Source organism: Brevundimonas sp. (assembly GCF_041919755.1).
In the GTDB taxonomy this organism is placed as follows: domain Bacteria; phylum Pseudomonadota; class Alphaproteobacteria; order Caulobacterales; family Caulobacteraceae; genus Brevundimonas.
The window spans coordinates 458,195-482,984 of sequence record NZ_JAYRTD010000001.1 but is presented as its reverse complement, the minus strand read 5'-3'; the positions used below and the strand labels follow the sequence as shown (position 1 = coordinate 482,984).

Here is a 24,790-nt window from a genome sequence, read left to right as displayed (position 1 = left end):
GCGGGTCTTACCGACCGCGAAATTTCTGCCATAGCCCTCTGGCTTGAGCGCCAGCCCGCTGCTCAAGCACCCGAAAGCGACGTTGCCAGCGCGTCCGGCGCGGCGGCAACTGCGGCAGGATCGGCAGCATCCCGTGGACCACGTCGTCCCGATCGATGAAATGATGCTTGAGTGCCGCCCCGACGTGCATCGGGATGAGCAGCAGGAGGGTGACGATAAGACCCCAGTGCGCCCATTCAGCAGCCGCCTCGATGGCCCATTTCTGGGTGTTGGCAAGCTCCTGCATCGGCATTAGCGGAAACTTGAACAGGCCGAGAAACTCAGGCTGCTGCTCTCGAGCCGTCGCGGAGATCATGGCCCAACCACTCAGCGGCAGGCCCAGCAGGCAGATGTAGAAGACCCAGGCGGTCACATGCGCCACGACGCTCTGCCAGCCGGGCTTGTCGGCGTCGTTGATCGGGCCAGGGGCAAGCAGACGCCATCCCAGCCGCGCCACGGCCAGCACGAGCATAAGCACGCCTACGGCATAGTGCAGGTCATAGGCCGCGACCATGTCCCCGCCGACCTGGACCCGGTTCATCCACCATCCCCAGCCGAGCTGAAACAGTACCAGTGCAGCCATCGTCCAGTGAAACACGATACCTACGGGCGAATAGCGACCCTCGTCGGCGTGGCCGGCCGCCCACTCCAGAAGCCGCTGGATCGGCCTGACGATCATGCGGCGGGCATCCTGACCCGGTCCGGCCCAATCCAGCGGCCGAGGATGGTGAGAGCCGCCACCAGATAGACGGCGGCGGCGGGCGCCCACATGATCAGCCCGGCCAACTGCTGATCCTCCAGGGGGCTGAGACCCCAAGCAGAGGTGGTCAGCCGGTGCGGCGCATAGATGGCGGCCGGCATGAAGACCAACAGGGCTCCCAACAATCCAGTCTGTACCATGGTGATGAGCAGGGCCACGACGGCGGCCGGTCCCGATGACACGCGGACGGCCATCCAGAAGAGGATGGCGGTGCCGGTGAGGCTCAACTGCATCGCCCAGTAGGCCGCGTCATTCGATAGGGCGAGCGCATAGCCGGCAGGGGTGTGCCATGCCCAGAACAGGATGGCGAAGCCGAAGACACCGATGGCTCGGGCCAGTCCGATATGGCGTCTGAGGGCAGGCAAAGCGCAGGCCATCAGCGGAGCGGCGACGGCCACCAGAAGCACGTGATGAAGCGTGCGGGCCGTAAACAGGGCCGAACTGAGAGCACACAGGGGCGAGACGAACCCGACGGCGAGAGTGAGGATGGCTCCCAGGGCCAAGGTGCGGGCGCGACCGTCGGAGCGTGTGAGATGGAGAAGGCCGGCGGTCAGGATGGCCAGCCCGATCAGGAGAAGGGGGTCCAGGTTCCATTGTGTCCAGAAGTCGGAAGGCAAGGCACCGGGGCCGCAATAGGGTTGCCAGATCATCATGGATCGATCCAGCCGGTGGCTTCGAGCTTCACGGGCGTGTCCGCGAGATCACCGGCAAAGCTCAGGGTCGCTGCCCGGCGGCTTTTCCCAGGAACATAGTCCAGGGTCGTGGTCGCAATCTGCCCCGACGGTGCCGAACCGGTCACGATGATTGAGGCGGCGGCGACATCGCCGCGATTGACGGCCTCAAGCCTGATCCTGCTCCGACCTCCAACAAATTCGCGCTTGACCTCGGTGACCTCAATGAAGGCGTCGCGCGAGCCTGCCAGGGCTCCCCCAGCGATCACCGCCAGCGACACGAGCAGCAGAACCGCACCCATAGCCGCCATGGTGATCTGCAGGAAGCGATCGGTCTTCGACATGCCGGCCGATGCCGTCTTCCTCTGCACCATCACACCACCAACCTTGCAAGGGCCGCGCCGAAGCTGGCCGGCAACCCCAGGACGATCATCGTCGACACGATCTCGGCGGGGGCCAGACCATCCAGCCTGCCGAAAGTCCACAATACATACAGGCTTATCAAAAGAGCGATGCCAAATCCGGGAAGGGTGAAATCCCAGAACGCCCTGAGGTGCCCCTCATGCGCCTCCTCGCCGGCGAAGCCCAGTCGAAAGACCAGAAGGTGAAGCAGCAGCAGGCTGATTACGACAAGCGCCACGGAGTGCAGCGGCTCCATCAGATAGGCAATCAAGACCATCTCTTCGGTTGGCGCGACATTGAAGGCGAGGAACAGGGCCCCCGCCACCATGAGAAAGAGTTCGCCGCGATAGCTGGCCGGATGGTCGTCTTCGCCCTTACCCGAACCCGTGCCGGCAAGTTGCTTTCGTGCGAGAACGGCTCCCATAGCTGCAGGGATGGCCTGCAGCGCCACCTTGCCCACGTTGAGGTGGAAAGGGTCCTGGATATCGATCACGCCTAGAAGACAGAGCATGCTCGCCGAGACGACAAATCCGACCGTCAGGGCCGCCAGTCCATCGAGAAGGTCGTCGGTACGTCCATCGACTTTTCGAAAGCCTGCGTAAAAGACCAAGCCCAAAACCAGCGGACATCCAAGGGCCAGAAAGAGGGCAAGGCGCAGCCGCGACATGTTGAGACCCAGCTCCCACATCTCCATCGTCATCAGAAGAGGGAAGCTGAAGATTAGGGCACCGCCGAAAGCGCGCCCGAGGCCCTGGGCATACCCGCTCTCTGCCAAGGCCTCAGCCATCCTTACGCCCCCTGTTCGACTGCCCTGACCTAACGGGAGGAAGCGACCGGCGTAGTTGCAGCAGCCGCCGCTGTCGGTCTAACCCGTGGAGCGACACGCCACACGGTGTTGGACAGGTCATCGGCCACCAGCAGGATCCGACGCCCGGCATCAAAGGTCACGCCGACAGGCCGCCCCCGCGCCTTGCCATCGTCGGTAAGGAAGCCGGTCACGAAATCCACCGGCTGGCCGGAGGGACGCCCATTGGCGAACGGGACCCAGGTCACCTTGTAGCCGCTGAGGTCCTGACGGTTCCAGCTGCCATGCTCGCCGATAAATGCCCCCTGCGAAAAGGAGCCACCGAATCCGCCGTCGATCGCGAAGGACAGCCCCAGGGCGGCGACATGGGACCCGAGCGCATAGTCTGGCAGGATGGCGGTGGCCGCCAGTTCGGGGTTGGCGGGGCGGACGCGCGGATCGACCTTGCCCCAGTATGTATAGGGCCAGCCGTAGAAGGCACCTTCCCGAACGGAGGTCAGGTAGTCGGGTGAGGCCTGCGGCCCGATCTCGTCGCGTTCATTGACCACGGCCCAAAGCGCCGCTGTCGTCGGCTCGATAGCGAGGGCGGTAGGATTGCGAATACCGCGTGCCACCGTGCGACGCGCGCCGGTAGTGCGGTCGATCGCCCAGACCACGGCCCGCTCTTCTTCCACGGCCATGCCGCGCTCGCCGACATTTGAGTTGGAGCCGATGCCGACGTAGAGCGTCTGACCATCCGCGCTGGCCGTCAGGGACTTGGTCCAATGGTGGTTGATGGCGGAGGGCAGCTTGGTCACCTCGGTCGGCGCGGCTGTGATCCGGGTCTGTCCGTCCTGGTAAGGGAAGCTGACGAGCGCATCCTGATTGGCCACGTACAGCGTGCCTTGGACGAAGGCGAGGCCATAGGGCGCATTGAGGTTGTCGATGAAGACGCTACGGACTTCGGCACGACCATCCCCGTCGGCATCGCGCAGTAGGGTGATGCGGTTGCCGCTCTCGACCTTGGTATTGCCCTGCTTCTTGATCACCCCGGCGATCACATCCTTCGGCCGAAGAGGTGGAGCATTTCCGCCGCGGCCCTCCGCGACGAGAATGTCGCCATTGGGGAGAACCAGCATCTGGCGAGGGATCTGAAGGTCAGTGGCCAGGGCGGTGATGGTGAAACCGGCGGGCACGGTCGGTACCTGATCGCCCCAGCCGGTTGGCTGGGCGATTTTCATCGGCGGGACCAGGGTTTCCGAAATGGGCGGAATGTCAGGCTGTGGGCCGGTCTGGTTCAGGTTCGGGTCGCTGCGGCCGCAGGCCGACACAACGAGCAACAGCGCGGTCGCGCCCATCAGAGAACGGATCATCGGACGACCTCGCGGCTGAAGATACGGGTATGGACGATCACGCCGGCTGCAAAGGCGAGGATGACGGTAACGATCGAAAGAAGCAGTCCAACAGTTCCGACGGAGCTCCAGCCGTCGCGACTGTGCTGAAAGGCGTTGATCAGGCCCACGATGCACATGAGGGCCACGACCCCGGCATAGATCAGACGGCGGAGACGATCGGCGCTGGCCAAGCCGAGGAAAAGCGAGACCAAGGCCCAGAGCAGCACGAGGCCGGCGAACACCATACCGCCGGCGTTGAGCCAGGCCGAGAAGTTAGTCCACTGTATTTCCTCGGTGCGTAGATAGGTGACATCGGTGACAAGATTGGCGCTGAACAGGGTTATCGGGAAGCCCAGCAGGATGGCGTGAAGGGGGTGGGGCCCGGACCGGGCATATGGGGCATCGGCCGTCATCGGTATCTCCTGAGGCTGTGGCCCGGTGTCGTTTGCCGGTCCCTTCAACCGGATTGGCAACACCTCAGCTTGGCATTGGTTTCCATGGGTCGCCGGGTGACGAACCTGAGCCGTCGGCCGACCCGATGAACCGGATGGCGCGCCGTGTATTTGAGAGGCATGAAATCCTCCGAGCTGTTTCCCTCCCTGCTGATCGGTGCCGTGGCCAGTGCGCGCTCGATGACACCCATGGCCGCCCTGGCAGCCGCGCACCTTGCCGGACGATCCACGCCTGGAAGGCTGGTCCTTTTGAAGAGGCCCCTGTTCACGGCGGGAGCCTTGCTTATGGGTGCGGGTGAACTGTTCGGTGACAAGATGAGGACCGCCCCGGACCGCACGGTGGCGCTCGGCTTGATCGCGCGCATCATGAGTGCGGGGATCGCGGGAGCAGCCTTGGCTCCGAAAGGCCGCGAGCGCATCGGTGGTGGGATCGCTGTGGCGACAGCGGTACCCATGGCATACCTCACTTTGGGTGCGCGCAAACTGGCGATGAAGCGGGCGGGTCAGACTCGAAGTGGTCTAGTCGAGGATGCGATTGTCGTCTGTAGCGCCCTGGCGATCGTTTCGTTGGCAGTGCGCGGTCGATAAGAGCGGTCTGTCTCTGCTCGCTTGTCTAACTTCTCGCACTCCATATTCACCAGCCGATTGCATGTCAGTGGACATGGTGTGAACCTCGCTGAAGATCGTCACTCGCTGAAGATCGTCACTCGCTGAAGATCGTCAGAAGTACGCCAGCTAAATCAAGCCTCGAAGGCACCGAGGTGGACGAGTTGTTGAAGCTCGGGCGGCACTAGAAGCCGCTCTGGTGCAGCCATCTCGCAAGCGCTTAGGCTGGCACGCACCCGAGCCAACTCCTGTTCGCGACGAGCGGTAGTTCGATGCAGAGATCGCTGTGCTCGATAGCGAGGGGCGTAGCGAAGACGCAATGACGGCGCGGTGGTTGAAGTTCGAGCGAACATTGAGCGTGGCGAGTCTGAACGACATTGTCTCGCGCCTGAATGATTTTGGAGACGTTGTCGCGACCGACCGCGCGCTCGCGTTTGCTGCCAGCTACTTCGACCTTAATCGAGGCCTCGCATTTATGTTTGAGCAGGGTGCCCTGCATGACGCGGCCGAGACCATACTGGCCCGCTTTGGAGAGCTGAACGGGCGTGCCGATGCGAGTGCACTTTGGGCGTCGCGCTTAGCTGCGCGATACCCAGTCGCGGCGATGCATTTGCTAAGAGCCAGAGCAGCCACCTTAGTTCAGATGTCCGCCTCGCTTGACGCTGATGGCGTGTCGCAGCTGCTCGATGAAGCCCAATCGCTCGCTGCCGTGGCTACCGCCGAAGATGACGTCAAACCGCATTCGGCCTATCTCGAAGAGCTCCGCGCGACCGTCTCGAGGTCGTCGCGGAGCACTCGACAAAGAGCATAGTGAGAGCTTCAGACTCTTTAGCCTTAAGCGAACGCCTCGATTGCAGCGTCACAAAAGACGGGCAGATCGTCCGGATTCCGCGAGGTGACTAAGCCACCATCGGTAACGACCGGCTCATCCACCCAACTGGCTCCAGCATTGGTAAGATCAGTCTTAAGCGAGGGCCAAGATGTCAGCTTCTTACCGTCAACCAGCCCTGCATCAATCAGTGTCCACGGTCCATGGCAGATGGCGGCGATCGGTTTGCCGGCTTCGCCGAAGCTGCGCACGAACGCGACGGCCTTTTCATCGATTCTGAGGGCATCCGGGCTGATCACGCCGCCTGGCAAGAGTAGTCCGTCGAATGAGGAGGCATCAGCATCGGCGAGCGACTGATCGACCGATGTGGTGTCACCCTTATCGTGGTGGTTGAACCCCTGGATGGAGCCGGCCTCAGGAGCGACGATCACGATCGACGCACCAGCTTCTTTGAGGGCTTTAACCGGGGCTGTCAGTTCGACTTGTTCGAACCCGTCGGTGGCCAGAACGGCAATAGTCTTCCCGGAAAGTGATGTGTTGGCCACGAGAGCAGTCTCCTACTTGAATATGAGCGATGACGCCCTGAATGCTGCGGCGGGTACGACGTTCCCAAACACCAACCCGCCGGCAATCGCATGACGCCGCTCAAGGCGGCGCAGCTCGGCAAGACCACCTACAGATACTATGTCTCAAGCCTGATCCAGGCCGAGCGGCCCCAGAACCTGGGCACCGTGACACGCATCTCGGTCCATATCGTCGAGGAGATCGTGGTCAGTCGCCTGCACGAGCTTAACCTCTGCATCCAGACCGAGGCGTCGCCGGACTGGTCGGCGATCCGTAACCTGATCGACCGTGTCGAGGTCACGAGCGACGCCGTCACCCTCCAGTTCGACGAGGCGATGCTTGAGCAGGCAAGTCGCAATCTGGGACCGCAGGACCGGATCTCGATCGACCGGCTCTAGTGCCGGGGACCCGACCGGATTCTGACCATCCCGGTCCGGGTTGTGAAACGAGGCGGGGCCAAGGTGGCCATCGGGCCCGATGGTCAGTCCGCGATCCATCACCGCGCTGCTGACCCTACGCTCAGCGTGGCCCTGATCCGTGCCGAGGCCTGGAAGCGCCAGTTGCTGACGGGCCAGGCAACGACCCTGAACCAGATCGCCGAGGCTGAAGGTATGACCGCAGCCTACGCCGCCCGCACCATCCGCACCGCCTTCCTGGCCCCGGACTTGAAAGCTGCGATCCTCGATGGCTGCCTGCCGGCCGGCCTGACGCTGGAGGCGGTCACCCGCCACGAGATGCCGCTCGACTGGGAAGCGCAGCCGTCTCTACGCCGCGGGCTGAAGTTCAGACGCGGCATCCCTGATCGGGGGATATCCCTCCCTGTTCCGCTAGAAGTATTCCCTGTTAGCCCGGGAGAAATTCCCTGTTGCCGTTAAGGGGAGAAAAAAGAGCATCTCGCTTGGGATCCCAGTCGTAGCGGGGCTTGTCGGGTTGCGACGATGAGCCTTCGGATCGAAAATTCGAGCGATTTCCCCTGTACTTCCCTGTTTTCAGGGCGAGCCCAGGCGGGCGAAAATGACCCGTCGCCGAGCGAACGGAGACGGGGGCGGCAAAAAGGGGGTGTTGCAGGCAAGATTGCGCGATCAGAGACAGGCTGTCGGTCTCCGGGTTCGACGAAGGCGCGGTAAAGTCGGGGTTATTTCCCGCGTTACAGGGACCCGGCGGTTATCGAAGAAGTGCGTGGCGGTGCTGTCAGTCCAACGACAACTTGTCTCCGCTATACGCAGGTAGGGCAGGGGAGATGACGCCTATCCGGCGAGCGTCTTCCTCTCAGCCAGGGCGGCTGAGCGTTGGGCCTTGTATGTCTCTCTGCTGATGAGGTGGCGGTCCTGGTTGAAGTGGTTGTGGAAGGCGGCGTGGACGGAGCTGAACTTCTGCAGCGTCTTCATCTGCCGGAACCTCAGCATGGCCCGTTCTCGTTGTCGGAAGGGCAGGTGTGAGTTCTCCACCCTGTTGTTGGCCCACCTGCCAACCTCCTGCTTCTCGGTGTTGCCGAGCTCTTTCATCGCAGCCTTGTAGGAGCGCAGACCGTCCGTCGTGATGACCTTGGCCCGCCCTTGCCGCTTCATCAGCTTCTTCATGAACTTCAGGGCGGCCGGCTTGTCCCTGGTCTTGCTGGCAAAGGATTCCAGCACCTCGCCTTCGTGATCCACGGCTCTCCAGAGGTAGTGCATCTCGCCGTTGATCTTCACGTAGACCTCGTCGAGGTGCCACCGCCAGTGAGTGAAGGCGCGCATCTTCTGGACCCGCTTCCTGCGAATCTCGGCGGCGAACATCGGACCGAAGCGGTTCCACCAGAGCCGAACAGTTTCGTGGCAGATGTCGATGCCTCGCTCGGCCAGCAGGTCTTCCACGTTCCGGAGAGACAGCGGGTACTTCACATACATCATCACCACGAGCCGGATCACTTCCGGCGAGCTGTCGAAGTAGCGAAACGGGTTGGTGCTCTTGGCCATGGCGGCGAAGCTAGGCGGACCGGATTACCGGCTGGCTAAGTTTGGGCTGACAGAGACTCAGGGAGACCCGGCGCATGGAGAACCAGGCCGGGCGTTACACGCTGATCTACCTTGCCGCCGACGAGGATTTCCGCGGCGACGGCGAGCAGGGAGATGCCGAGGTCGAGCTGACGTACAACTGGCCGCCCGAGGATGGCAGCGTTTCCGAAAGATACACGGGCGGCCGAAACTTCGGCCATCTCGCCTACGGGGTCGACGACATCTACGAAACGTGCGCGCGGCTGCAGGCGGGCGGCGTGACGATCAATCGCCCCCCGCGTGACGGATACATGGCGTTGTCCGCTCGCCGAACGGGATCTCGATCGAACTGCTGCAGAAGGGCGAACATAGGGCTCCGGCCGAACCCTGGGCCTCCATGCCCAACACGGGCGAATGGTGATGGCGAAATTGTTCGAACCGATTGAGGTTGGCGGGCTGCGGCTCGCCAACCGCATCGTCATCGCGCCGATGTGCCAGTATTCGGCAGTCGACGGCGCGATGACCGACTGGCACCAGATGCATCTCGGCCAGTTGGCGCTCTCGGGCGCGGGCGCGCTGACGGTAGAGGCGACCGCGGTCAGCCCGGAAGGGCGCATCACCTACGGTGACGTCGGCCTGTACGATGACCGTACCGAAGCGGCGATGCGAAGCGTGCTCGAAAGTGTGCGCCGTTGGTCTGACATGCCGCTGATCATCCAGCTGGCCCATGCCGGCCGCAAGGCGAGCTGCACCAAGCCGTGGCAAGGCGGAACGCAGATCGCCCCCGATGCGGAGAATGGCTGGCAGACCGTGGCACCCGGTGCCATTCCCTTTGCTCCGGACGACAATCCCCCTGTCGAACTGGACAAGTCAGGGCTTGCCCGCATCCGGGAGGCGTTCGCGGATGCCGCCCGGCGCGCCGGCAGCCTCGGCATCGAAGCCATCCAGATCCACGTCGCGCATGGCTATCTGCTCCACGAGTTTCTTTCGCCGATCTCCAACCGGCGCGGCGACGAATACGGCGGCAGCCTCGACAACCGGATGCGGTTCCCGCTCGAAGTGTTCGATGACGTGCGCGAAGCGTTTCCGGCCGACCGCCCGGTGACCGTCCGCGTTTCAGGGACCGACTGGGTTGAAGGCGGCTGGACAGCGGAGGAAACCGCATTGTTTGCACAGGAGCTGGAGCGGCGCGGTTGTTCGGCAATCCACGTCTCCGGCGGCGGCCTCGACCCGCGCCAGCAGATCCCTGTCAGTCCCGGCTATCAGGTGCCGCTGGCGCGGACGGTCAAGGACGCGGTCGCCATGCCTGTCGTGGCGGTCGGAATGATCACCGATCCGCACCAGGCGGAGCGCATCCTCGAAGACAGGCATGCCGACGCCATAGCGATAGCCCGCGCTGCGCTGTGGGATCCGCGTTGGCCCTGGCACGCCGCCGCCGCGCTTGGTGCATCGGTCAATGCGCCCCCGCAATATCTCCGGTCCGAGCCCCACGAAGCGGGCCGCATCCTCGAGGAAATGACCCCATGAAAACCTCCGTCAAACTGCTTCTTGCCGCTGGCGCTGCCCTCTCGCTTGCCGCCTGCTCGACGACCCGCGAGGGTGCATCTGCGCCCCAGATCGAACAGGTCGCGACCTTCGATGGCGCGATGCCGACTGGCGTGACCGTCGCCCCCAACGGGCGCATCTTCGTCAACTTCCCGCAATGGGGCGACAACGCGCCGTTCACGGTTGCCGAGCTGGTCGACGGCAAGGCGGTGCCTTATCCCGACGCCGCGACCAACCAGCCCGATCCGGCCGACCCGGCTGGGCATTTCATCTCGGTGCAGAGCGTGGTGGCCGACGGCGCCAATCGCCTCTGGGTGCTCGACACGGCGGCGCCCAAATTCTCTCAACCACAGGCCAGCGGTGCAAAGCTGGTGGCAATCGACCTTGCGACCGACCGGGTGGTGAAGACGATTGTCCTGCCGCCCAGCGTGGTGCTGCCCACGACCTACCTCAACGACGTGCGCTTCGATCTGCGTCAGGGCGCCGAGGGCGTCGCCTACATCACCGACAGCAGCAACGAAGGGATCGGCGGCATCATCGTCGTCGATATCGCAAGCGGGCGGGCGATCCGGCGCCTGTCGAACCATGCGACGACCAACCCCGAGCCCGGCTTCACCCCGGTTGTCGATGGCGCGGTGCTCATGAACCGCCCGGCTGACGGCCCCGCAACGCCGGTCACGATCGCAAGCGACGCGATTGCGCTCAGCGCCGACGGCAGCCTGCTGTATTATGGTCCGCTGTCGGGCCGCACGCTTCACGCGGTGCCCACGGCGTTGTTGCGCGATCCCGCGGTGTCCGAGGAGGAGCTGGGCCGCGCGGTCCGCAGCCTGGGGCGCAAAGGCGCCTCGGACGGGATAGCCGAGGACGACAAGGGCCGCGTGTTCGCCGGCGATTACGAGAACAACGCAATCCGCGTGCTCGACCAGGGCCGCTGGACGACGGTTGTCAGCAACCCGCGCATCAGCTGGCCCGACACGCTGTCGATCGGCACCGACGGATATCTCTACTTCACCGCCAACCAGCTCCACCGCCAGCCCGGCTTCCACGGCGGCCGAGACCTGCGCCGCAAGCCCTACGAGCTGCTCCGCATCAAGGTGGGCGCCGCTCCCGTACTGTTGCGCTCGCGGTGACCCCATCAGGCCGGGCGGGCTCCCGCGGAGCCGCGATCCGGCGAAAATCAACAATTGACTTGAAGGAATACAGTCATGACCAAGGGTATCGAAGGCAAGGTCGTTCTCATCACCGGCGGCAGCACCGGCATCGGCGCAGAAACCGCGCGTCTTCTCGCGGAACGCGGCGCGAAGGTGGCCATCGCCGCACGGCGCAAGGACAGGCTCGATGAGGTCGTCGCGGACATCGCTGCAAACGGCGGCACGGCACGTAGCTACGCGCTGGACGTGACCGACAAGTCGGCGGTCCAGTCCGTCGTCGCCGCAATCATTGCCGACTTCGGCCGCCTCGACGTGCTTATCAACAACGCCGGGCTGATGCCGATCCGTCCGATGGCCGAGGTCAACACCGACGAGTGGGACCAGATGATCGACGTCAATCTGAAGGGTACGCTCTACGGCATCGCGGCTGCCCTTCCCGGCTTTCTCGAGCAGGGCAGCGGCCACATCATCAACCTGAGCTCGGTTGCGGGCATCAAGGTCTTCGCACCAGGCGGCACGGTCTACTCCGGCACCAAGTTCGCCGTCAGCGCGATCAGCGAGGGCTTGCGCCACGAGGTGGGGGAAAAGGTCCGGGTCACGTCAATCGAGCCAGGAGCTGTCGAAAGCGATTTGAAGTTCACGACCTCTGGCACGGCTGCCGAGACGGTGCTGGACTTCTACAAGCAGGCCATCCCGACGGCATCGGTGTCGCGTGCTATCGCGTTCGCTGTCGAACAACCTGATGACGTCGACGCCAACGCGATTGTCATCCGTCCGACCGCACAGCAGTTCTGATTTCGACGAGGAGGCGGGGCCGCGTGTGCTCCGCCTAATGGGGAACGTATCGGCCCGCTTGTCCGTTACTTTGCAGAATAATTGTCCGTTTCACTTGAGGAGTCACTTATGCCCAAAATTGCCCTGTATGTACCGCTGAAGGCCAAGCCCGGAAAAGAGCGTGATGTCGCCGATTTCCTGACCTCGGCATTGCCGCTCGTTCAAGCCGAGGCGGGAACTCTGACCTGGTATGCGATCGAGGAAGGTCCCGGTGCGTACGCGATCTTCGATACGTTCGACACAGAGGAGGATCGGCAGGCCCATCTTGACGGCAAGGTTGCCGCCGCACTGATGGAGAAGGCAGAAGAACTGTTCTCTGAACCGCCGCAGATTCACAAATTCACCCTTCTGGCCGCGAAATAGCGGAGCGATCGGCACCCTAGCGCGTCGCTCTCACCGCCCGGGTTGGGGGGAATCCCGGGCGCGGCGGCGTGCGTTGAGCGGTGTTCCACGAACTGACCACGGAGATACACACCATGCGCACTACCCAAACGCTCGACCTGAACGACGCGCGAACGATCATCGATGCAGGGATCGCGGAGGCCGAGCGGATGGGCAACCCGATGAACATCGCGGTGGTGGACGCGGGTGGCTGCCTTCTAGCGTTCGCGCGGATGGACGATGCGTGGCGCGGCAGCGTCGACATCGCGATCGGTAAGGCGTGGACGGCGCGCGCGTTCGACGTCGAGACTATGGCGCTGGCGAAGCTCGCCCAGCCGGGTGCCGACTTCTACGGCATCCATGCCTCCAATGAGGGCAAGGTGATGATCTTCGCCGGGGGCGTCCCGATCAAAGAGGGCGAGACGGTGATCGGCGCGGTGGGCGTGTCGGGCGGCACCGGCAAGCAGGACCAGAGGGTGGTCGAGGCGGCGGCGCAGGCGTTGGCGCGCGGCTGAGCCTTGGAGCGCGGTGCCGGGTGCGGCGCTGCCTGCTCAGTCTACGGCGGTTCAGTCGACGCCGTTCAGTCGACGGCGACGGGCTTGTGCGCCAGGCGCGCCTCCCGCGCGGCGCTGGTCGTCTCCGCTTGGCGCTTTATTCGGCGGTTCTGGCTCGGTCATTCAGAAAGCTGCGGTGAATCAATCCCAGAACGGCCCTAGGGGACGGAACCTCCCAGGTAGCAGAAGGTTCAGTAAACTGAGATCACTTCGAAGGGTTCGATGTCCTCCGCCGTTGAAACGGACCGGATCATCACCAAGCTCTCGATTTGATGACGCGTTGAGAAGAGCTTCGAAAGGAAAAGATCCGTGAAAGCAGTCGTGTACAACGGGCCCAAAGATGTTTCTGTCAATACCATCGACGATCCAAAGATCGAAAAGCAGACCGATGTTATCATTCGGCTGACCACGACCAATATCTGCGGGTCGGACCTTCACATGTATGAAGGCCGTACCAGCTTCGAGAAGGGCAAGGTCTTCGGACACGAAAACCTTGGCGAGGTCATCGAAGTCGGCTCTGCCGTAGATCGCATCAAGAAGGGCGATCGCGTGTGCATGCCGTTCAACGTCGGTTGCGGTTTCTGCGAAAATTGCGAACGCGGTTTGACGGGTTTTTGCCTCACGACCAACCCTGGAACCGCCGGCGCAGCGTATGGCTTTGCCGAGATGGGTCCGTGGCAAGGCGGTCAGGCCGAATTGATGCGCGTTCCTTATGCGGACTTCAATTGCCTGAAGCTGCCCGAGGACGCTGAAGAGAAGGAGGATGACTATGTCATGCTCTCCGACATCTTCCCTACAGGTTGGCATGGCGTCGAACTGTCAGGTTTCCTGCCTGGCGAAAGCATCGCGATTTACGGCGCCGGTCCGGTCGGTTTGATGGCCGCGCACTCGGCCGAAATCCGCGGCGCCTCTCAGATCTTCGTGGTCGATTCTCACGACGACCGCCTCAAACTGGCAGAGGCGATGGGTGCCATTCCGATCGACATGCGCAAGGGCGATCCCGCCCAGCAGATCCTTGACGCGACCGGCGGCCTCGGGACCGACCGGGGGGTCGAGGCGGTTGGGTATCAGTGTTGCGATCGCCACGGCAAGGAGCGCAGCAATTACACGATGAACTGTCTCGTCAAAAGCACGAAGGCCACCGGCGGAATCGGCGTCGTCGGCGTGTTCATTCCGGAAGACCCGAACGCGCCCGACGATCTCCAGAAGGAAGGCAAGATGGCGTTCGACTTCGGCAACTTCTGGTTCAAGGGCCAGAAGATCGGCACCGGCCAGTGCAATGTAAAGCACTACAACCGGCGACTGATGAAGCTTATCGAGCAAGACCGGGCCAATCCTGCCCAAATCATCTCGCACCGACTGCCGCTTGATCAGGCACCAGACGCCTACAAGCACTTCGACGAGCGCGATGCTGGTTGGACCAAGGTCGTGCTCAAGCCGGGTGCCTGACCTCAGTCTTCGACGCAATAGGGATTAATTATGACTTTGGAAGGCAAATCAGTTGCCATTCTGATCGCACCGCGCGGGACGGAAGAACCAGAATTCTCGAAGCCCAAGCAAGCTGTCGAGGACGCGGGTGGCAAAGTGACGGTGGTCAGTTTTGAAACGGGCAAGGCTCGCACAGTCAATAGCGATCTTGACGAGGGCGGCAGCTATACTATCGACAATACGTTTTCCGAGGTCAAAGCCGACGATTTCGACGGGCTTGTTGTGCCCGGAGGGACTGTCGGCGCCGACAAGCTGCGCGGCAGCGACGAGGCGATTGGTTTCATCCGGGCTTTCTTCGATCAGAAGAAACCTGTCGCGGCTATATGCCATGCACCCTGGACATTGATCGAGGCGGGCGTACTCAAGGGTCGCACCTTGACGTCCTACCCGACGCTGAAGGTCGATATCGAGAACGCCGGCGGTGCATGGACCAATGAGGAAGTCGTGGTCGACAAAGGCCTTGTTACCAGCCGCGATCCCGATGATCTGCCCGCCTTCTGTACCAAACTCGTTGAAGAAATCGCAGAAGGTGGGGGCGCAGCGCTCCCAGCAGGGAGTTAGGACGAGGCGTTTCGACGAACCATGTGAGGACCCTCTCCCTGGAGAAGGTCCGCACAAAACAACCGTGGCGGGTGGCCAGCGATTGGCCGTCCGCCACGCTGCGTAGCACACGGACACGGCGCACCTGGCGGGCATTCAAACCCTAAGCCGCGTCAACCGCGGTGACACATCGCCGGCTCCCGCTTCCAGATCCGACCCATTCCGCCGTGTGGTTGAGATGCACCTGGTCTAACGTGCGTTCGGCCAGATTTACAACCTACAGCGCCGCCTTGAGATAGCGGGCGGTGAAACTGCCTTTCGCTTCCGCAACGGTGCTAGGGACGCCGCTGGCAACGATACGGCCCCCATCTTCTCCAGCCCCCGGTCCCAGGTCGATGATCCAGTCCGCCTGCGTGACGGCGCGCATGTCATGTTCGACGACTACGACGGTATTGCCGGCGTCTACGAGGCCCTGCAGGTGTTGCATCAGCCGGTCGCCATCGGAGGGGTGAAGCCCCGAAGTTGGCTCGTCGAGGATATAGATCGTGTTGCCGCGTTGAGCACGTTGCAGTTCAGTCGCCAGCTTGATGCGCTGCGCCTCCCCGCCAGACAGCTCGGTCGCCGGCTGACCGAGCCTCAGATAGCCAAGACCGATCTCCCGCAACACGTCGAGGGAGCGCATCACAGATGCCTCGCCAGCGAAGAAATCGCACGCATCGTCGACCGTCAGTTCGAGCACCTGTGCGATATTGCGCCCGTTCCATTCGACTTCGAGCGTTTGCGGGTTGTAGCGCGAGCCATGACAGGTCGAGCACGGGGCAAAAACGCTCGGCAGGAACAGCAGCTCCACCATGACGTATCCCTCGCCCTCACACACAGGACAGCGGCCTTCCGGTACGTTGAACGAGAACCTTCCCGGGCTGTAGTGCCGCCGGCGGGCGAGCGGCGTATCAGCGAAGATCCGTCGCACATGGTCGAACATGCCGCTGTAGGTGGATAGGTTCGAGCGCGGCGTGCGGCCGATCGGTTTCTGATCGACCCGCACCAGCCTGCGAACATGCTCCATGCCTGCGACAATGCGTCCTTCAGTGTCGTTCTGCGCAACATCGAGCAGCGGATCGATATCCTCCTCCTCGGCCACGGGGGAGCCGCCGAGTTGTTCCGTGACGAGCTCGGGCAGCGCCTGACTGACAAGACTGGATTTACCCGATCCCGAAACGCCGGTGACAGCGGTGAAGCAGCCGATGGGAAACTCGACGTCGAGACCATGGAGATTGTTCCGCCTGACCCCTTCCAGGCGTAGCCATGCCTTGGGATCGCGCGGTGTGCGCTCACTGCGGAACGGCTCTGCGAACAGGTAGCGGCGGGTGATCGAATTCTCGACGTCGGCAAGCCCCTCTATCGGCCCGCTGTAGAGGACTTCACCGCCCTTTTCCCCGGCTCCTGGCCCGACATCGACGAGCCATTCCGCGCGGCGGATCACGTCGAGATCATGTTCGACGACGAACAGGGAGTTGCCCGCCGCCTTGAGACGCTCGAGGATGGTGAGCAAGGCTTCCCCATCTGCCGGGTGCAACCCTGCCGAAGGCTCGTCAAGCACATAGACCACGCCGAAAAGCTGTGACGACAATTGCGTGGCAAGCCGCAAGCGCTGCAGCTCTCCGGAGGAGAGCGTCGGCGTGCTGCGGTCGAGCGAAATGTAGCCAAGGCCAAGATCGATCAGCGGCTCTAGCCGCTCGATCAATTCGAAGGCAAGGCGTTGGGCGGCGATCCGCTTCTCGTCGGAGAGATTGGGCGTGCGGCGTACGTCGGGCGCGCTCTTGTGCGCAGAGCCGCCCGCCGCAACCCGTTGTTCGACCGCTGCATCGCGGGCAGCTTTTTCCAGAACATGGCCCTTTGACTGGGCTGAGACCGCCCCATACGCGCCATGCGCGACGGGCATCAGCAAATCCTTCAGCTTGAGCACCGTCAGGTCGCCGAACTCGGCAATGTCGAGGCCGGCGAATTTGACCGACAGGGCTTCGCGCTTCAGGCGCTTGCCGTCGCAGGTCGGGCAATCGCGGCCGATGATATAGTGCGAGACGCGCTTCTTCATCAGCGCGCTTTTCGTGTTGGCGAAGGTCTCCAGCAGATAGCGGCGGGCGCCGGTGAAGGTGCCCTGATAGGTCGGTTCCATGCGGCGCTTCAGCGCCACGCGGGTCTGTTCGGGCGTCAGACCCGCATAGACCGGCACCGTCGGCGCCTCTTCAGTGAAGAGGATCCAGTCGCGATCCTTTTTCGGCAGGTCGCGCCACGGCGTATCGACGTCATAGCCGAGTGACACGAGGATATCGCGCAGGTTCTGGCCATGCCATGCCGCCGGCCAGGCGGCGATTGCGCGTTCCCGGATCGTCAGCGTGTCGTCGGGCACCATCGTTTCTTCGGTCGCGTCATAGACGCGCCCGATGCCGTGACAGGTCGGGCAGGCCCCCGCGACCGTGTTGGGGGAGAAATCCTCCGCATAGAGCATCGGCTGATGGCGCGGATATTCGCCCACGCGCGAATAGAGCATCCGCACCAGGCTGGAGAGCGTCGTCACGCTGCCGACCGAGGATCGCGCGTTGGTCGAGCCGCGCTGCTGCTGCAACGCGACCGCAGGCGGCAAACCGTCGATCGCGTCGACCTCCGGCACGCCGGCCTGGTCGATCAGGCGACGGGCATAGGGCGCAACCGATTCCAGATAACGCCGCTGGGCTTCGGCATAAAGGGTGCCGAACGCGAGCGATGACTTGCCCGAGCCCGATATGCCGGTGAACACCACGAAGGCGTCGCGCGGTACATCGACGTCAATATTTTTGAGGTTATTCTGGCGCGCGCCGCGAACCTGCACGCAAGCGGGCGGCCCCGTGTGCCCATGATCGGTGTACGGCGTCGTCGCGTGAATATCCTTGCTCTTCAATTCAGTCTTCCTGCCCTATACGCCTGTGCGGCCCGTGGTTCATCACAGTCGGGTACAGATGAATGCATTTCCGACTCAATACATCCAACGTTCAGGCTGGCCCGATGTTCGGCACCTTTGAAGTATTTTTCCAGCACTAGACAAAGGTTACGACAAAACCATTTTCCCGTCGGGTCGCGCGACAAGGCCACACACACTCCGGTGGTAAGCGCCTGGGCTAGGCGGCCCTGGTCCGTGCCGCTATCGGCATGCAACGACCGCACTTCGGCGCTTGTTACCGCATCGCGACGCGTTGCCCATTTGCCAGAGCGCGCGTCATCATGGCCGGGGTCGAGCCATGATGACGGCCGAGTTGTCGATCCGAGCGCCTCGCGCCGCTTCGGATCGGCGGGTCAGTAGTGAATGACCGTGCGGATCGACTTGCCTTCGTGCATCAGTTCGAAGGCCTCGTTAATCTCCTCCAAACCCATCGTGTGGGTTACGAATGGGGCCAGATCGATATCGCCTCTCATCGCGTCCTCGACCATGCCGGGGAGCTGTGTCCGTCCCTTGACGCCACCGAAAGCGGACCCCTTCCATACGCGGCCCGTGACGAGCTGGAACGGGCGGGTGGAGATTTCCTCGCCCGCGCCGGCAACGCCAATCACGATCGACTGACCCCAGCCTCGGTGCGCTGATTCAAGCGCGGCGCGCATGACGTGGACGTTGCCGATGCACTCGAAGGTATGATCGATGCCCCAGCCCGTCATCTCGATCAGCACTTGCTGGATGGGCTTGTCATGATCCTTGGGGTTGATGCACTCGGTCGCACCGAACTGGCGTGCCAGCTCGAACTTGGACGGATTGGTGTCGATGGCGATGATGCGACCCGCCTTCGCCTGGCGCGCACCCTGAATCGCCGCGAGCCCGATGCCGCCGAGGCCGAACACGGCGACCGAGTCTCCGGGCTGGACCTTGGCGGTATTGTGGACTGCGCCGATGCCGGTCGTGACGCCGCAGCCGAGGAGGCAGACATGTTCGGGGTTTGCCTCGGGATTGATCTTGGCGAGCGAGACTTCGGCGACGACAGTATATTCACTGAAGGTTGAACAGCCCATGTAATGATAGAGAGGCTGACCATTGTACGAAAAGCGGGTGGTCCCATCGGGCATCAAGCCCTTGCCCTGCGTCTCGCGGACAGCGACGCACAGGTTCGTCTTTCCCGACAGGCAGAAGTCGCACTTGCCGCACTCAGCGGTGTAGAGCGGAATCACGTGATCGCCCGGCTCGACGCTGGTGACGCCTTCACCGACCTCGACAACGATGCCCGCGCCCTCGTGGCCCAGAACCACCGGGAAAACACCCTCCGGATCACTCCCCGCCAGCGTGTAGGCGTCGGTGTGGCACACACCGGTGTGCGTCACCCGTATGAGGACTTCGCCTTTCCGGGGTGGGGCGACATCGATCTCGACGATTTCGAGTGGCTTGCCCGCCTCGAAGGCTACAGCGGCGCGAGATTTCATGTTGGGATACCCTCGTTGGACTAAACTGATTACTGGCGCGAGGCCGGTGCGTCAGCGCAAATTCGTCGACATTGTCATACTGGCAGGGAGTATGTTTATCATACTCCCCAGCAGTATACAAGAAGTGTCCTGACGAGGATCTCAAACCAGAGAAGGCAGCAGGGGCTGGCTTCTGAGTGCGGGAGGACACGGGCAGGAAAATGAGCCTGAAATCGTCATTTGAGATAAGTACGCAGAATCTTCATTACGCCCTCCACGCCGTCATCGTGCTCGCCACCTGCGCCTCCGACGGCCCGATCCGCGTCCGCACCGAATGTTTCCCTGAGATGACTCTGAATCACTTCGGCCATCAGTCCATTTGTCGCACCACGCATGGCGACAATTTGCTGCAGCAGGGGAGCGCAATCGGCCCCCGCTTCGATCGCGCGTTCCAGAGCGTCCGCCTGACCCTTGATGCGCCGCAAGCGTGTGATGGCTCGCTTCTTGTCCTCTGATGAATGTGGCATCGCGTTTTCCCGAGAAATCGCTCCAGCATACTATACAGGGGGGGAGTTTCAATCCTGCACAGAGCCGGGCGTTTTTCAGATCGGGCGAGGTTGCGGTCATGCTCTCAAGCCTGCGCCACGAGCAGCGTTGGCGTGGGCTCCGAGGGTCCGATTCTCTGTCGGGGAAGGGGGGAGCGATCGCTCACTCCCCCGGTATGCCGGTCAGACCGTAACGACGACCTTGCCGATCTGGTCGTTCGATTCGAGGAAGCGGTGAGCGTCCTGGATGGCGTCGAACGGGAAAGTGCGCGCGATCCGCGGCTTGAGTTCGCCCGATTCCAGACCCGCCACGATGAACGCCCTGGCGCGATCGAGGGCGGCATCGTCCGAGACGATCTCGCTGTAGAGATACCCCTTGAGCGTGAGGCTCTTGCCCAGCACGGAGAACAACGGGAACGGCGTCGGTTCGCCGCTGAGCGCGCCATATTCGAGCAGGATGCCGCCGCGTGCCATGCTCTCGGTCAACGGCTCGAACGACGGGCCTCCGACCGGATCGAGCACCACGCGCGCACCCTGACCATCGGTTATCTCCATCACCCTGGCTACCAGATCCTCTTCCCCGGTCGCGACGACATGATGTGCACCGGCATCGATCAGGGCCTGGCGCTTGGCGCCGGTACGCGTCGTCGCGATTACCGTCGCGCCGACCATCCGCGCAATCTGGAAGGCAGCAAGGCCGACGCTGCTGGAGGCAGCAGTGACGATGACAAAATCGCCCTCGCCGAGTTTCGCCTGCTCCACCAGCGCACCCCAGGCGGTGACATACTGCATCCACACGGCCGCGGCTTCCTCGAACGACAGCGCCGCCGGATGCTTGACGACGAGGCGGGCGGGCACGTTGGCGACCTCGCCATAAGTGCCCCAGCGCGCGATATCGAGCGGGGGGATGACGCTGACGGCTTCGCCTTTCGCAAACCCGGTCACGTCCGCGCCGACCGTAACGACAGTGCCGGCAGCCTCATAGCCCAGGCGGCTCGGGAACTTGGCTTCCTGAAGGTAGGCATGGTTGCGGAACATCACCTCGGCGCGGTTTATGCCTATCGCCTTCACCGCGATCTGCACTTCGTCGGCCGCGGGCGCGGGGACTGCCACATCTTCAATCCTGAGGACGCTGGCGTCGCCATATTCGTGGATACGGACGATGCGGCTCATTGGAGACTCCTTGATTATTGAATGATCGTTCTGTAAGGTAACGGATCGCCAGTTTCAAGATATTATTTATCGATCGTTCTATATCGTGCATCAGAGATGACAGAGACGAAAGCCCGTCGCCGCGCAGGTCGCCCACGTGTGTTCGACACTGACGCTGCGCTCGACAAGGCGGTGCGGCTGTTCTGGCAGCGCGGCTACGAGGCGACATCGATGGCCGATCTGGTGGCGGAGACTGGCGTCGCCGCCGCCAGTCTCTATGCAGCGTTTGACAACAAAGCGGGGCTGTTTGCGGCGGTGATCGAGCGCTACGCCGCGACGTTCAGCGTCCACCTCTATGCACCCATCAACGATCCGGCGTTGTCCACCTACGAGGCCATCAAAGGCCTGCTGGAACGAGCGGCGTCATCATTCTCGGAACCTGGAACGCCGGCCGGCTGCTTCATGTATTCGGCAGCGGCAGCCGTTTCGCCGGCGTCCGCCGCCATCGAATGCCTGCTGCGCGACAAGCGTATCGCGGCGGAGGCCCTCCTGATCGAGCGTCTGCAACGCGGCGCCGCGCAGGGCGAGCTTGCGGCCAACACCGATCCGGCCGTGCTAGGCAAATTCATCAATACGGTCATGGAAGGCATGTCCGTTCAGGCGCGCGACGGCGCTACGATCAACGAACTGCTCTCCATCGCCAAAATGGCACTCGATCGATGGCCGGCCGCGATATGACCGTTACATGGTGGTCATCTGCCAATCCGCCTCCCGCGACCGAGCAGTCGAACTGATCTAATAGGACGGATGCATCTGAAACACGTGACATTGCCCGGCGGGGGAGTGGTTCCTTCAATGGGTCAAGGCACCTGGAAGATGGGTGAGCGTGCCGAGAGGCGATCCGATGAAATCGCCTCGCTGCGCGCCGGTGTCGAGCTGGGTATGACGCTCGTCGATACAGCGGAAATGTACGGCGACGGTGCGGCGGAAGTGCTGATCTGCGAAGCGCTCGGCGACCGTCGCGACGAGTTGTTCCTCGTCAGCAAGGCGTATCCACAGAACGCATCGCGCTCCCGCGTTACCGCTGCGTGCGAGGCGAGCCTGAAGTGGCTCGGCACCGATCGGCTCGACCTCTACCTGCTCCACTGGCGGGGATCGGTGCCGCTCGCTGAGACCGTGGAGGCAATGAAGGCGCTTAAATCGGCAGGGAAGATTCGGCATTGGGGTGTCAGCAACCTCGATACCAACGATATGGACCAGCTTGTCGCTGCCGGCGGGGATGGCTGCGTAACCGATCAAATCCTCTACAATCTCGTCCGTCGAGGCCCTGAGTTGGACCTGTTGCCGTGGCTCGCCCAGCACAAAGTGCCAGTGATGGCGTATAGTCCCGTCGAGCAGGGACGCCTCACAAGCCATCCCGCGCTCGACAAAGTAGCGGCCCAGGTTGGCGCAACCCCTGCGCAGGTCGCACTTGTCTGGACGCTGCGCCACGATGGCCTTATCGCCATCCCGAAAGCGAGTTCGATTGCACATGTGCGGGAGAACCGCGCTGCCGCAGATATCGTCCTCTCCGACGCCGACCTTGCGACACTCGATGCGGCATTTCCCCGGCCAGCGAGCCGTCGCCCACTCGAAATGCTGTAGCGTCAGATGGCGACATCCTCTCTCAAAGCAACCGAACGCAAATCGGACCGCCTTGAGGCATTCGTGGACGCGGTGCTGGCAATTGCCATCACCCTCCCGGTGACCGAACTACACGCACCAGAGCCGACTGACGGCGACCTGGCAGCGGCATACTTAAAGCTGGCACCGGAATATGCGGCCTACGCCCTTAGCGTGATAATGATCGGTCTTTACTGGGCTTCCAGCCACTTCACCGGCAAGCTTCTGCAAAAAACCGATTTTGGCTACAATCTGCTCAGCATCGGCTTTCTTGCCGCTGTCAGCATCACGCCATTTCCTGCGCGGCCGTTGGTCGAACACCTCGGCGGAGATGCGGAGAGCACCACCGCCGCCCTTTGGTATCTGGGCGTAGCAGCGACACCGGCGACCTGGTGGTTTCTTCGTTGGGTATACGCCACCGCGAGAGGTCTTCCCGATCGAAGGCTGACCGAGGCTTATCTTCGCCGCCTTACCATCAAATATGGCCTAACTGCCGCTGCCTATTGGGCGGCATTCGGCTTGGCATTCTGGAATTGGCGTGCTGGACTGATCGCCGCGGGGATCGTGACGTTGAGCTACATCGTTCCGCCAGCAAAGCCCACCTACAAGCCAGACCAGGAACCGGAGAATGGCTGAGGCTGGGTATTGACCCGGCACGGTGGACGCTGACTTCGGCTAATCAGTCCAGGATTTTGTCGATCGTGATCGGTAAGGACCGCATCCGCTTACGCGACCTTTCGATGTTTAACTGTGCACTGGATCCAAAGCTCAGTGCCTGTGATCTGGTAAAGCTCCGCGTCAGTGACGTCGCGCCTGGCGGCTCACTTAGGCTTCGATACACCGTCATCCAGCAGAAGACCGGACGACCGGTTCCCTTCGAGATCACAGAGCCAGCCCGCGACGCGATTGGAGCCTGGTTGGAACTTCGAGGACAGCGTGACGACGACTGGCTGTTTCCGAGCCGAAACCATGCCGGCTGCCATATCGGCACGCGACAGTACGCGAGACTGGTCGATCAATGGATCCGTTTGATAGATCTGGAGCCCGCGGCTTACGGCACCCATAGCCTCAGGCGCACGACGGTCTCACTCGTCTACAAGAAGACCGGCAACCTGCGCGCATGCCAGCTGCTTCTCGGTCACCGCAAGCTGGAGAGCACCGTACGCTACCTTGGCATCGAAGTTGACGACGCCTTGGAGCTCTCTGAGCAGATCGATCTCTGACACCGACCGGGTCCGCTCAGCGGACCCGGCGTTCGTCCGCTAAGAGTGGAAAGCGGACTGGCGTTCTCAAGTCGCTGGCATGAGGAAGGCAGCAACCGCTGAACGGAGTTGCTCGCGCATTACGACGGCGCGTTCGTGACTGAGGTCAAACTTACTGTTCAGATCGCGGGTGATGGCCATACCGGCGAGAAAGCCCATAAGCAGGCGCGCACGGATATCTGCGTCCTCGCCCCCGATCCATGCTTCAAGGTCGCGAAAGCCTTGGTGACCCAACGCTTCATCGATGAGGCGTTTGGCCTTATCTGATCCAGCGGAGCGCATCAGAACGAGCAAGTCGCGCAGCACCCTTCCGCCATTTGGAACCGCCAGAATATCATCCGTCACGCGCTCAGCGAAGCTCTCACGATCTCCCCAGCGACGCTGCCAGTTCACGCTCCCAGATTTGATCACTTCGACGAAAAGCTCGTCCTTTCCACCGAAGTATCGGCTGATCAGCGAAGAATCGACGCCCGCGCGCGCTCCAATCGAGCGGACTCCGACTGCCTCGAAACCCTCCTCAGCGAAGAGATCCAGCGCAGCCCGAAGGATCGCGTGTCGGGTAGCTTCGGCATCCCGCGTTGGAGTGGTGGTGGTCATAAGCCATCTATAGCGGAACTGATCTAACTATGTCCGCAACGGGTCGAGAGCGGACGCTCAACAAGGTGTGTTGCCGAGGTCCGGTTTCCGGCGTTGAGTGAATGACCGCTCCTGGCGCAAAGCCGTCGCTCAGTGTGGATTGCGAAAAGTGCACTAAGTCAGAGAGCGATAGAGTGACCGCTCCGA

At 62.5% G+C, this 24,790-nt stretch carries 28 protein-coding genes and 1 pseudogene; 16 read left to right on the top strand and 13 right to left on the bottom strand.

The window, feature by feature from the left end; all coding sequences use genetic code 11:
- Positions 1-7: 7 nt before the first annotated feature.
- Genes ACE3TH_RS02595 through ACE3TH_RS02570 form a run of 6 tightly spaced genes read right to left on the bottom strand, consistent with a single transcriptional unit; the run spans position 8 to position 4,463 of the window.
- The gene (locus ACE3TH_RS02595) at positions 8-718 is read right to left on the bottom strand and encodes a cytochrome b (RefSeq protein ID WP_374597022.1); all 711 of its coding nucleotides are present in this window, start codon (positions 716-718) and stop codon (positions 8-10) included.
- Positions 715-1,452 (bottom strand): cytochrome c oxidase assembly protein, encoded by a 738-nt coding sequence (locus ACE3TH_RS02590; RefSeq protein ID WP_374597021.1) that lies wholly within the window; start codon positions 1,450-1,452, stop codon positions 715-717. The genes ACE3TH_RS02595 and ACE3TH_RS02590 overlap by 4 nt, the downstream gene beginning before the upstream one ends.
- Positions 1,449-1,814 carry a hypothetical protein gene (locus ACE3TH_RS02585; protein ID WP_374597019.1) on the bottom strand — a complete coding sequence of 122 codons (366 nt, stop codon included), beginning with the start codon at positions 1,812-1,814 and terminating at the stop codon, positions 1,449-1,451. Before ACE3TH_RS02585 ends, ACE3TH_RS02590 begins: the two co-directional genes overlap by 4 nt.
- 29 nt (positions 1,815-1,843) lie before the next feature.
- A complete protein-coding gene (locus ACE3TH_RS02580) occupies positions 1,844-2,659 on the bottom strand; it encodes a TIGR02587 family membrane protein (RefSeq protein ID WP_374597017.1) in 816 nt (271 codons plus the stop codon).
- Positions 2,660-2,688: 29 nt separating this feature from the next.
- On the bottom strand, positions 2,689-4,029 hold the full coding sequence (locus tag ACE3TH_RS02575; protein WP_374597015.1) for a sorbosone dehydrogenase family protein: 1,341 nt from the start codon (positions 4,027-4,029) through the stop codon (positions 2,689-2,691).
- A complete protein-coding gene (locus ACE3TH_RS02570; RefSeq protein ID WP_374597013.1) occupies positions 4,026-4,463 on the bottom strand; it encodes a DUF2231 domain-containing protein in 438 nt (145 codons plus the stop codon). Before ACE3TH_RS02570 ends, ACE3TH_RS02575 begins: the two co-directional genes overlap by 4 nt.
- Before the next feature lie 159 nt (positions 4,464-4,622).
- On the opposite strand from ACE3TH_RS02570, the gene ACE3TH_RS02565 reads away from it, so the two are divergent.
- A complete protein-coding gene (locus ACE3TH_RS02565) occupies positions 4,623-5,090 on the top strand; it encodes a hypothetical protein (protein WP_374597011.1) in 468 nt (155 codons plus the stop codon).
- 298 nt (positions 5,091-5,388) lie between these two features.
- Complete coding sequence (locus ACE3TH_RS02560) at positions 5,389-5,919, top strand: DUF6880 family protein (RefSeq protein WP_374597110.1); 531 nt, start codon at positions 5,389-5,391, stop codon at positions 5,917-5,919.
- Between the two features lie 23 nt (positions 5,920-5,942).
- Here ACE3TH_RS02560 and ACE3TH_RS02555 read toward each other — a convergent pair whose 3' ends face one another.
- On the bottom strand, positions 5,943-6,482 hold the full coding sequence (locus ACE3TH_RS02555) for a type 1 glutamine amidotransferase domain-containing protein (RefSeq protein ID WP_374597009.1): 540 nt from the start codon (positions 6,480-6,482) through the stop codon (positions 5,943-5,945).
- Between the two features lie 90 nt (positions 6,483-6,572).
- Here ACE3TH_RS02555 and ACE3TH_RS02550 point away from each other — a divergent pair, with 90 nt between their 5' ends.
- Together ACE3TH_RS02550 and ACE3TH_RS02545 are read left to right on the top strand one after the other, a co-directional pair.
- Positions 6,573-6,899, top strand: a complete 327-nt coding sequence (locus ACE3TH_RS02550) for a hypothetical protein (protein WP_374597007.1) — start codon at positions 6,573-6,575, stop codon at positions 6,897-6,899.
- 63 nt (positions 6,900-6,962) lie between these two features.
- Entirely contained in the window at positions 6,963-7,376 is a 414-nt protein-coding gene (locus tag ACE3TH_RS02545) for a hypothetical protein (protein ID WP_374597005.1), read from the top strand.
- A gap of 372 nt (positions 7,377-7,748) precedes the next feature.
- Here ACE3TH_RS02545 and ACE3TH_RS02540 read toward each other — a convergent pair whose 3' ends face one another.
- A complete protein-coding gene (locus ACE3TH_RS02540; RefSeq protein ID WP_374597003.1) occupies positions 7,749-8,456 on the bottom strand; it encodes an IS6 family transposase in 708 nt (235 codons plus the stop codon).
- Positions 8,457-8,512: 56 nt separating this feature from the next.
- Between ACE3TH_RS02540 and ACE3TH_RS02535 the strand changes: the two are divergent.
- The 8 genes and pseudogenes from ACE3TH_RS02535 to ACE3TH_RS02500 all read left to right on the top strand — a co-directional run.
- Positions 8,513-8,895, top strand: a pseudogene (locus ACE3TH_RS02535) (VOC family protein); the annotation flags it as partial.
- The gene (locus ACE3TH_RS02530; RefSeq protein WP_374597002.1) at positions 8,895-10,001 is read left to right on the top strand and encodes an NADH:flavin oxidoreductase/NADH oxidase; all 1,107 of its coding nucleotides are present in this window, start codon (positions 8,895-8,897) and stop codon (positions 9,999-10,001) included. The pseudogene ACE3TH_RS02535 and the gene ACE3TH_RS02530, both read left to right, overlap by 1 nt.
- Positions 9,998-11,149 (top strand): L-dopachrome tautomerase-related protein, encoded by a 1,152-nt coding sequence (locus ACE3TH_RS02525; protein WP_374597000.1) that lies wholly within the window; start codon positions 9,998-10,000, stop codon positions 11,147-11,149. The genes ACE3TH_RS02530 and ACE3TH_RS02525 overlap by 4 nt, the downstream gene beginning before the upstream one ends.
- Before the next feature lie 75 nt (positions 11,150-11,224).
- Complete coding sequence (locus ACE3TH_RS02520; protein WP_374596998.1) at positions 11,225-11,965, top strand: SDR family oxidoreductase; 741 nt, start codon at positions 11,225-11,227, stop codon at positions 11,963-11,965.
- A gap of 108 nt (positions 11,966-12,073) precedes the next feature.
- The gene (locus tag ACE3TH_RS02515; protein ID WP_184279030.1) at positions 12,074-12,367 is read left to right on the top strand and encodes a putative quinol monooxygenase; all 294 of its coding nucleotides are present in this window, start codon (positions 12,074-12,076) and stop codon (positions 12,365-12,367) included.
- A 113-nt stretch (positions 12,368-12,480) separates the two neighbouring features.
- On the top strand, positions 12,481-12,900 hold the full coding sequence (locus tag ACE3TH_RS02510; RefSeq protein WP_374596996.1) for a heme-binding protein: 420 nt from the start codon (positions 12,481-12,483) through the stop codon (positions 12,898-12,900).
- A gap of 348 nt (positions 12,901-13,248) precedes the next feature.
- Positions 13,249-14,388, top strand: coding sequence for a glutathione-independent formaldehyde dehydrogenase (locus ACE3TH_RS02505; RefSeq protein WP_374596995.1), 1,140 nt, complete (start codon positions 13,249-13,251; stop codon positions 14,386-14,388).
- Between the two features lie 30 nt (positions 14,389-14,418).
- Entirely contained in the window at positions 14,419-14,988 is a 570-nt protein-coding gene (locus ACE3TH_RS02500) for a type 1 glutamine amidotransferase domain-containing protein (RefSeq protein WP_374596993.1), read from the top strand.
- Positions 14,989-15,244: 256 nt separating this feature from the next.
- Here the strand turns inward: ACE3TH_RS02500 and ACE3TH_RS02495 are convergent, their stop codons facing one another.
- The 4 genes from ACE3TH_RS02495 to ACE3TH_RS02480 all read right to left on the bottom strand — a co-directional run bounded on the left by ACE3TH_RS02495 (position 15,245) and on the right by ACE3TH_RS02480 (position 21,104).
- Positions 15,245-17,836, bottom strand: a complete 2,592-nt coding sequence (locus ACE3TH_RS02495) for an excinuclease ABC subunit A (protein WP_374597108.1) — start codon at positions 17,834-17,836, stop codon at positions 15,245-15,247.
- A gap of 461 nt (positions 17,837-18,297) precedes the next feature.
- Positions 18,298-19,407 carry an S-(hydroxymethyl)glutathione dehydrogenase/class III alcohol dehydrogenase gene (locus tag ACE3TH_RS02490; protein ID WP_374596991.1) on the bottom strand — a complete coding sequence of 370 codons (1,110 nt, stop codon included), beginning with the start codon at positions 19,405-19,407 and terminating at the stop codon, positions 18,298-18,300.
- 215 nt (positions 19,408-19,622) lie between these two features.
- Positions 19,623-19,913 (bottom strand): metal-sensing transcriptional repressor, encoded by a 291-nt coding sequence (locus ACE3TH_RS02485; RefSeq protein WP_374596990.1) that lies wholly within the window; start codon positions 19,911-19,913, stop codon positions 19,623-19,625.
- A gap of 201 nt (positions 19,914-20,114) precedes the next feature.
- The gene (locus tag ACE3TH_RS02480; RefSeq protein ID WP_374596988.1) at positions 20,115-21,104 is read right to left on the bottom strand and encodes a zinc-dependent alcohol dehydrogenase family protein; all 990 of its coding nucleotides are present in this window, start codon (positions 21,102-21,104) and stop codon (positions 20,115-20,117) included.
- A gap of 138 nt (positions 21,105-21,242) precedes the next feature.
- Here ACE3TH_RS02480 and ACE3TH_RS02475 point away from each other — a divergent pair, with 138 nt between their 5' ends.
- The 4 genes from ACE3TH_RS02475 (at position 21,243) to ACE3TH_RS02460 (ending at position 23,968) form a co-directional block, all read left to right on the top strand.
- Entirely contained in the window at positions 21,243-21,821 is a 579-nt protein-coding gene (locus tag ACE3TH_RS02475; RefSeq protein ID WP_374596987.1) for a TetR/AcrR family transcriptional regulator, read from the top strand.
- Between the two features lie 69 nt (positions 21,822-21,890).
- The gene (locus tag ACE3TH_RS02470) at positions 21,891-22,727 is read left to right on the top strand and encodes an aldo/keto reductase (protein ID WP_374596986.1); all 837 of its coding nucleotides are present in this window, start codon (positions 21,891-21,893) and stop codon (positions 22,725-22,727) included.
- 6 nt (positions 22,728-22,733) lie between these two features.
- The gene (locus ACE3TH_RS02465) at positions 22,734-23,381 is read left to right on the top strand and encodes a TMEM175 family protein (RefSeq protein ID WP_374596984.1); all 648 of its coding nucleotides are present in this window, start codon (positions 22,734-22,736) and stop codon (positions 23,379-23,381) included.
- A complete protein-coding gene (locus ACE3TH_RS02460) occupies positions 23,279-23,968 on the top strand; it encodes a tyrosine-type recombinase/integrase (protein ID WP_374596982.1) in 690 nt (229 codons plus the stop codon). The genes ACE3TH_RS02465 and ACE3TH_RS02460 overlap by 103 nt, the downstream gene beginning before the upstream one ends.
- Before the next feature lie 66 nt (positions 23,969-24,034).
- Here the strand turns inward: ACE3TH_RS02460 and ACE3TH_RS02455 are convergent, their stop codons facing one another.
- Positions 24,035-24,604: a TetR/AcrR family transcriptional regulator gene (locus tag ACE3TH_RS02455; RefSeq protein ID WP_374596980.1), complete on the bottom strand. Its 570-nt coding sequence runs from the start codon at positions 24,602-24,604 to the stop codon at positions 24,035-24,037.
- Positions 24,605-24,790 lie beyond the last annotated feature (186 nt).

Excerpts from the sequence above, each read along its gene's own strand:
- ACE3TH_RS02595 (WP_374597022.1), bottom strand. The coding sequence starts at position 718 with ATGATCGTCAGGCCGATCCAGCGGCTTCTGGAGTGGGCGGCCGGCCAC.
- ACE3TH_RS02590 (WP_374597021.1), bottom strand. The coding sequence starts at position 1,452 with ATGATGATCTGGCAACCCTATTGCGGCCCCGGTGCCTTGCCTTCCGAC.
- ACE3TH_RS02585 (WP_374597019.1), bottom strand. The coding sequence starts at position 1,814 with ATGTCGAAGACCGATCGCTTCCTGCAGATCACCATGGCGGCTATGGGT.
- ACE3TH_RS02580 (WP_374597017.1), bottom strand. The coding sequence starts at position 2,659 with ATGGCTGAGGCCTTGGCAGAGAGCGGGTATGCCCAGGGCCTCGGGCGC.
- ACE3TH_RS02575 (WP_374597015.1), bottom strand. The coding sequence starts at position 4,029 with ATGATCCGTTCTCTGATGGGCGCGACCGCGCTGTTGCTCGTTGTGTCG.
- ACE3TH_RS02570 (WP_374597013.1), bottom strand. The coding sequence starts at position 4,463 with ATGACGGCCGATGCCCCATATGCCCGGTCCGGGCCCCACCCCCTTCAC.
- ACE3TH_RS02565 (WP_374597011.1), top strand. The coding sequence starts at position 4,623 with ATGAAATCCTCCGAGCTGTTTCCCTCCCTGCTGATCGGTGCCGTGGCC.
- ACE3TH_RS02550 (WP_374597007.1), top strand. The coding sequence starts at position 6,573 with ATGACGCCGCTCAAGGCGGCGCAGCTCGGCAAGACCACCTACAGATAC.
- ACE3TH_RS02540 (WP_374597003.1), bottom strand. The coding sequence starts at position 8,456 with ATGGCCAAGAGCACCAACCCGTTTCGCTACTTCGACAGCTCGCCGGAA.
- ACE3TH_RS02530 (WP_374597002.1), top strand. The coding sequence starts at position 8,895 with ATGGCGAAATTGTTCGAACCGATTGAGGTTGGCGGGCTGCGGCTCGCC.
- ACE3TH_RS02525 (WP_374597000.1), top strand. The coding sequence starts at position 9,998 with ATGAAAACCTCCGTCAAACTGCTTCTTGCCGCTGGCGCTGCCCTCTCG.
- ACE3TH_RS02520 (WP_374596998.1), top strand. The coding sequence starts at position 11,225 with ATGACCAAGGGTATCGAAGGCAAGGTCGTTCTCATCACCGGCGGCAGC.
- ACE3TH_RS02515 (WP_184279030.1), top strand. The coding sequence starts at position 12,074 with ATGCCCAAAATTGCCCTGTATGTACCGCTGAAGGCCAAGCCCGGAAAA.
- ACE3TH_RS02510 (WP_374596996.1), top strand. The coding sequence starts at position 12,481 with ATGCGCACTACCCAAACGCTCGACCTGAACGACGCGCGAACGATCATC.
- ACE3TH_RS02500 (WP_374596993.1), top strand. The coding sequence starts at position 14,419 with ATGACTTTGGAAGGCAAATCAGTTGCCATTCTGATCGCACCGCGCGGG.
- ACE3TH_RS02490 (WP_374596991.1), bottom strand. The coding sequence starts at position 19,407 with ATGAAATCTCGCGCCGCTGTAGCCTTCGAGGCGGGCAAGCCACTCGAA.
- ACE3TH_RS02485 (WP_374596990.1), bottom strand. The coding sequence starts at position 19,913 with ATGCCACATTCATCAGAGGACAAGAAGCGAGCCATCACACGCTTGCGG.
- ACE3TH_RS02480 (WP_374596988.1), bottom strand. The coding sequence starts at position 21,104 with ATGAGCCGCATCGTCCGTATCCACGAATATGGCGACGCCAGCGTCCTC.
- ACE3TH_RS02470 (WP_374596986.1), top strand. The coding sequence starts at position 21,891 with ATGCATCTGAAACACGTGACATTGCCCGGCGGGGGAGTGGTTCCTTCA.
- ACE3TH_RS02465 (WP_374596984.1), top strand. The coding sequence starts at position 22,734 with ATGGCGACATCCTCTCTCAAAGCAACCGAACGCAAATCGGACCGCCTT.
- ACE3TH_RS02455 (WP_374596980.1), bottom strand. The coding sequence starts at position 24,604 with ATGACCACCACCACTCCAACGCGGGATGCCGAAGCTACCCGACACGCG.